Origin of the sequence: Pseudomaricurvus sp., from assembly GCF_965662505.1 — a bacterium.
In the GTDB taxonomy this organism is placed as follows: Bacteria; Pseudomonadota; Gammaproteobacteria; order Pseudomonadales; family Cellvibrionaceae; genus Pseudomaricurvus.
The window spans coordinates 1-4390 of record NZ_CBFIHX010000195.1 but is presented as its reverse complement, the minus strand read 5'-3'; the positions used below and the strand labels follow the sequence as shown (position 1 = coordinate 4390).

The following is a 4390-nucleotide window of genomic DNA, read 5'->3' as shown; positions in this document are numbered from 1 at the left end:
CGGCGGGGATGTTGAGTCGGGATAGGATGGGAGGTAAATGGGTTGATATTGAGCCCGTCTTGTCATCGCGAATCGCCCGTCCGGTCCAATCGACCAGTTGTAAATAGTCGCTTAGTGAGTAAGCGATGCCGGTTTGGAGATCAGGCTTTACAGAGTCCTCAAAAGACAGCAAGGGTTTGATTGGCACATGTAACTCTGAAGACAGATCTTGACCCTTGATGGCATCGGCCAGATTGATGGTGGGTTGGATGCGTTCTTTGATGCTGGTGTGTTCAGAGGATTCTGGTGTTCGGGCCATGCCAGCCCGAATGGGGTTGAGATCGACATAGGCCATGCACGAAAGCAGGGCTTCCTCGGTCAGTAGAGCCTGGGACTTGAATCGGGATTCCCAGAAGTGGCCGGTACAGTTGTCTTCGGCATTGGCCATTCGGGCGATGGGTTCATTCAGACACTTCATGAACCAGCTCAGATCCTGCAACCGTTTTCGCCAAACTTCAAGAATCTGCGACACCGTGTCTCTCTCAACTTGAGCCAAGGCCTCGCCATTGCGAAAGCGTTGAACGAGAATAGGCCCCTTAAACAAAGTCAGCCAGCGATCTACGACGTCTTGATCCGACCAGTCATCCGAAGAATTAATTTTGACGATCAGATGGTAGTGATTGCTCATCACAGCATAGGCGCAAATGTCGATAGCAAACAGAGAGCTCAGTAGCCGGATACGGTTTTCTATCCACGGTCGGCGATGTTCGTAATCCTGACCTGTCACGGAATCAGTACCACAGAGAAACGCGCGTCTTACACAGCGGGAAACGCAGTGGTAGAAGGGCGTGTCGGAGGGTGAAACCAGTTGCTTTCGAGGTTGAGTCATCTGGGAGGTAATGAAGGTTTGTTGATGTGACGAAGATGAGACTAAAAAGTCAGTGCGTCTTCAACCCTAACGAGGTGGGAACTGTTACTTTTTGTATGAGATTTAATGAAATATCATGCTAAAGTTTTGCATTAGGACTATATGTGAGTGCCTGTCTCCGTTTTTGCGTTTATAAATTGTTCTAGCTAAGGAGTATTTGTGAGACAAGGTACCGAATTAGATATAGATATTTTCAATGACCATATAGTGATTCAGCGTCGTTATGAAGCTCTAGGCGCATTCAATGATTTGCTAATAGCTGTCTGGTTTTTGATCGGTAGTGTTTTCTTTTTAAATGAGTCCCTTATTGAAAATGGTACTTGGTTATTTATAGTGGGTAGTGCGCAGTTAATCATTAAACCGTTGATTGAACTAACCAGTCTCGTTCATGTTGGTAAAGTTTTTAAAAGATCAGCATAACAGTACTCTCAAACATGGTTCCGGCCTTCGGCCTCTACTGGACTAGGGTTCCCCAAATAAAGTAGACACCTTCTATAGTTAAATCCAGTCACAGGGATGTGTCAAAATGGATGGCGTGAAGATCAAGGTAGGCTGATGAACATTGAACAACTGCACTTCTAGACCCAAGTTAAAAATCTAATAATAAATTATACTCTGGAGCCCCATGACGTATTCATTTACCCGATTGATCTTATTATTAACGGTCTGTCTTTCACTGATGTCTTGTGATTCAAGTGTGCCATCTGATATTTCGATTACTGGTTCTGCAGCTAGTTACAGCACTACTACTTCCTCAATAGGTTCTCTACTGGATAATCCCGAGACCAAAGCGGTTCTGGAAAAATATGCCCCTAAAATTGTCAAAAGTTCCCGCGTCAAAATGATGCGTAATACGACCCTGAAAGGCATTCAGGGCTACTCGGGCGGTATGCTAACGGATGAAGTACTGGCTCAAATAGACGCCGAGTTAAAACAGATCCGGCCCGGGGAAGGTGTAGAAGAGGCTGAAGTGGTCACAGCGAATTACGACGAAGCCAACGTTAAACCCTATACTCTCCCAGATCCGCTGGTCATGAATAACGGCCAAACTGTGACGGATGCGGAAAACTGGTGGAGTCATCGTCGCCCCGAGATTCTTGGTCATTATGAAACGCTGGTTTTTGGCAAGGTGCCTTCAGAAGCTAAAGGTGGATCTGTCGAGGTGCTCGATAGCGGAACCCCTGTGTTTGACGGCGCGGCGATCCGTAAACAAGTCAAAATCCATTTGGCGGATGGCCCTTCGTCGCCCAGCTTCGATCTGGTGGAGTATATTCCCGCATCGACAAATAGTCCTGCTCCCATGCTCCTGATGATTGGATTTACTGCACCTTCTGTCGTCTTTGAAGATCCAGGCATTGTCGAAACGCTGGTGTGGGATCCAGTCAGTCAGAAGAGGGTCAAGCCCACTGAGGTACCAGGTTCGGTTCGTTTTCCCATAGAAAAATTTCTCAAGGCCGGTATTGGTGTGGCCACTTATTATTATGGCGATGTGGATCCGGACTTTGCCGAGGGCTATCCACTGGGCATTCGCGGTTACTATGACAATTCGGAGGATAGCAGTCCTGCGGCAGACGCTTGGGGCTCGATGGCTGCCTGGGCCTGGTCAATGCAACTGGTCGAGGATTACTTTGAACAGGATTTGTTGGTTGATCAGGATAGAGTTGCGATTTTTGGTGCTTCAAGATTGAGCAGTAGCGCCCTTTGGGCAGCAGCACAAGATCAGCGATTTGCAGCTGTCATTATTTGTTGTTCCGGAAAAACCGGCGCAGGCCTTATGCGTCGAAACTATGGCGAAGGTAATGCGGGGGCCAATGCGGGTACGTCAAATCACTGGGTGGCTAAAAACTTCACCAGTTTTTACGGTAGGGAAGAAGAACTGCCCATCGATGGGCATATGCTATTGAGTTTGATAGCGCCACGCCCACTGCTCGTGCAAACAGGAAAATTGGATCATGCTGCTGACCCCAAAGGCAATTTTCTCAGTGCGGTTGCTGCCAGTCCCGTCTATCAGCTGCTCGATGGCACTGGTCTGGGTACGGATGCCTGGCCCCCAGAGCAACCCATTTTAACTGACCTTGGTTATTATATGCATGACGGCGGCCACGGATTAGTCCCGGAGAGTTGGGATGTATATTTAAAATTTCTGGAAATCCATCTCAAAAAACAATAACGACTTCCCTGGAGAAAGGTTCAAGCCAGCTTGAAGGGGATGTGTGAGTACTGCTCTTCCGGCCCATGTTGTCGCTGTTAGCTTGATAAACTTGAATCAATCAGAAAGTTACTGATCAATAAGTCATCCTCTGCTACCGTTCTCACCACAGCTATCATTGTGGATCAGTATTGCGGAAGAAAAATTGATTCAGTGAGTGTTGTACATTTTCTCAATACGAACATTGCCTTTACCCCTAAAAGAGAGTTAACCATGTCAAAGCAAGAAGCCGTGTCCGAACTTGCTCTACCGCCAAGCAGTCGTCAGAAGCTATTTGTTCGTTATACCCTTGCCATTTTAATTGATCTTGTGGTGTTGGGGCTGTTTAACCAGTTTTGGGGGCGGGTGCATGTTGAGACGTTTTCGGTGGCATTGATGGCCGCTGCCATGATGCAGTTGCTTTTACAGGGAACGTTTAAGGTTGAGCATTATGTGAGCGATTACTTTAAGGCTAAATCAGGAACTGCGGCTAAGTGTGCTTATGGCGTCACGGCGTGGTTTATTCTTTTTGTATCCAAGTTCATTATGCTCGGGGCGATTGAGGTCGTTTTTAGTGGTCAGATTCACTTTGAAGGCCATTTTCACGGCGCAATTCCGTTTATTACGGTGGTCGCCGTTATGATTGCGGCGGAAGAGGTTATTGTTAGGATATACAGGCGTTTAGGCGACTAGTAAAAGAGCGGGGCCGTATTCTTGATGAAGCCGGCCAGCTCTCAATGGGCGCGGTTCAGATCCCGGGTCAAGGTTTTCCATACAAGCGCAGTCAGTACGATGCTGAAAAGCAGCGAGTTTGCTGCGAGTGCTATATTTTCCAATAAGATTATGACAAGACTCCTACTCATATTTTCTATACTTGTTTCTCAAAGCTCATTCGGCCAGAGCTTTGAGAACGATCTGGTTGTTGCTGCCATTGAGCGCACGAGACACGAAGTCCGTTATGATGGTTCATACCTTGCCATCCCCTATCCAAACGGCGACGTTCCTTCAAGCATCGGTGTATGCACGGATGTAATAATCAGGTCATATCGAGCTATTGGCACAGATCTTCAGCAGTTAGTCCATGAAGATATGGCGGAAAACTTCCTCAGCTACCCGTCAAAACAGATCTGGGGCCTTAAGTCCCCCGACAAGAACATTGATCACCGCCGCGTGCCAAACTTACAAACCTATTTCACTAGGCATGGTGTCAAACTGGCCATTTCAACTAACAACCAAGATTATGCGCCTGGAGATATAGTCACATGGATGTTGCCTGGCAACCTACCGCATATCGG

Annotated in this window: 5 protein-coding genes; 4 read left to right on the top strand and 1 reads right to left on the bottom strand. The window is 47.3% G+C overall.

The genetic code is table 11. The annotated features are described in order from the left end of the window. The coding region (locus ACTG33_RS16410) for a transposase (RefSeq protein WP_439136300.1) at positions 1-868 on the bottom strand (868 nt) is incomplete at its 3' end. Between the two features lie 198 nt (positions 869-1066). On the opposite strand from ACTG33_RS16410, the gene ACTG33_RS16405 reads away from it, so the two are divergent. The 4 genes from ACTG33_RS16405 to ACTG33_RS16390 all read left to right on the top strand — a co-directional run. Then, a complete protein-coding gene (locus ACTG33_RS16405) occupies positions 1067-1327 on the top strand; it encodes a YrhK family protein (RefSeq protein ID WP_439136299.1) in 261 nt (86 codons plus the stop codon). Between the two features lie 205 nt (positions 1328-1532). Continuing rightward, a complete protein-coding gene (locus ACTG33_RS16400) occupies positions 1533-3077 on the top strand; it encodes a glucuronyl esterase domain-containing protein (RefSeq protein WP_439136298.1) in 1545 nt (514 codons plus the stop codon). Between the two features lie 252 nt (positions 3078-3329). Beyond that, positions 3330-3788 (top strand): hypothetical protein, encoded by a 459-nt coding sequence (locus ACTG33_RS16395; RefSeq protein WP_439136297.1) that lies wholly within the window; start codon positions 3330-3332, stop codon positions 3786-3788. 99 nt (positions 3789-3887) lie between these two features. Next, the coding region (locus ACTG33_RS16390) for a DUF1287 domain-containing protein (RefSeq protein WP_439136296.1) at positions 3888-4390 on the top strand (503 nt) is incomplete at its 3' end.

What these genes read in the sequence shown, in the direction of transcription:
- ACTG33_RS16395 (WP_439136297.1), top strand. Translation starts at nt 3,330, where the DNA reads ATGTCAAAGCAAGAAGCCGTGTCCGAACTTGCTCTACCGCCAAGCAGT.
- ACTG33_RS16400 (WP_439136298.1), top strand. Translation starts at nt 1,533, where the DNA reads ATGACGTATTCATTTACCCGATTGATCTTATTATTAACGGTCTGTCTT.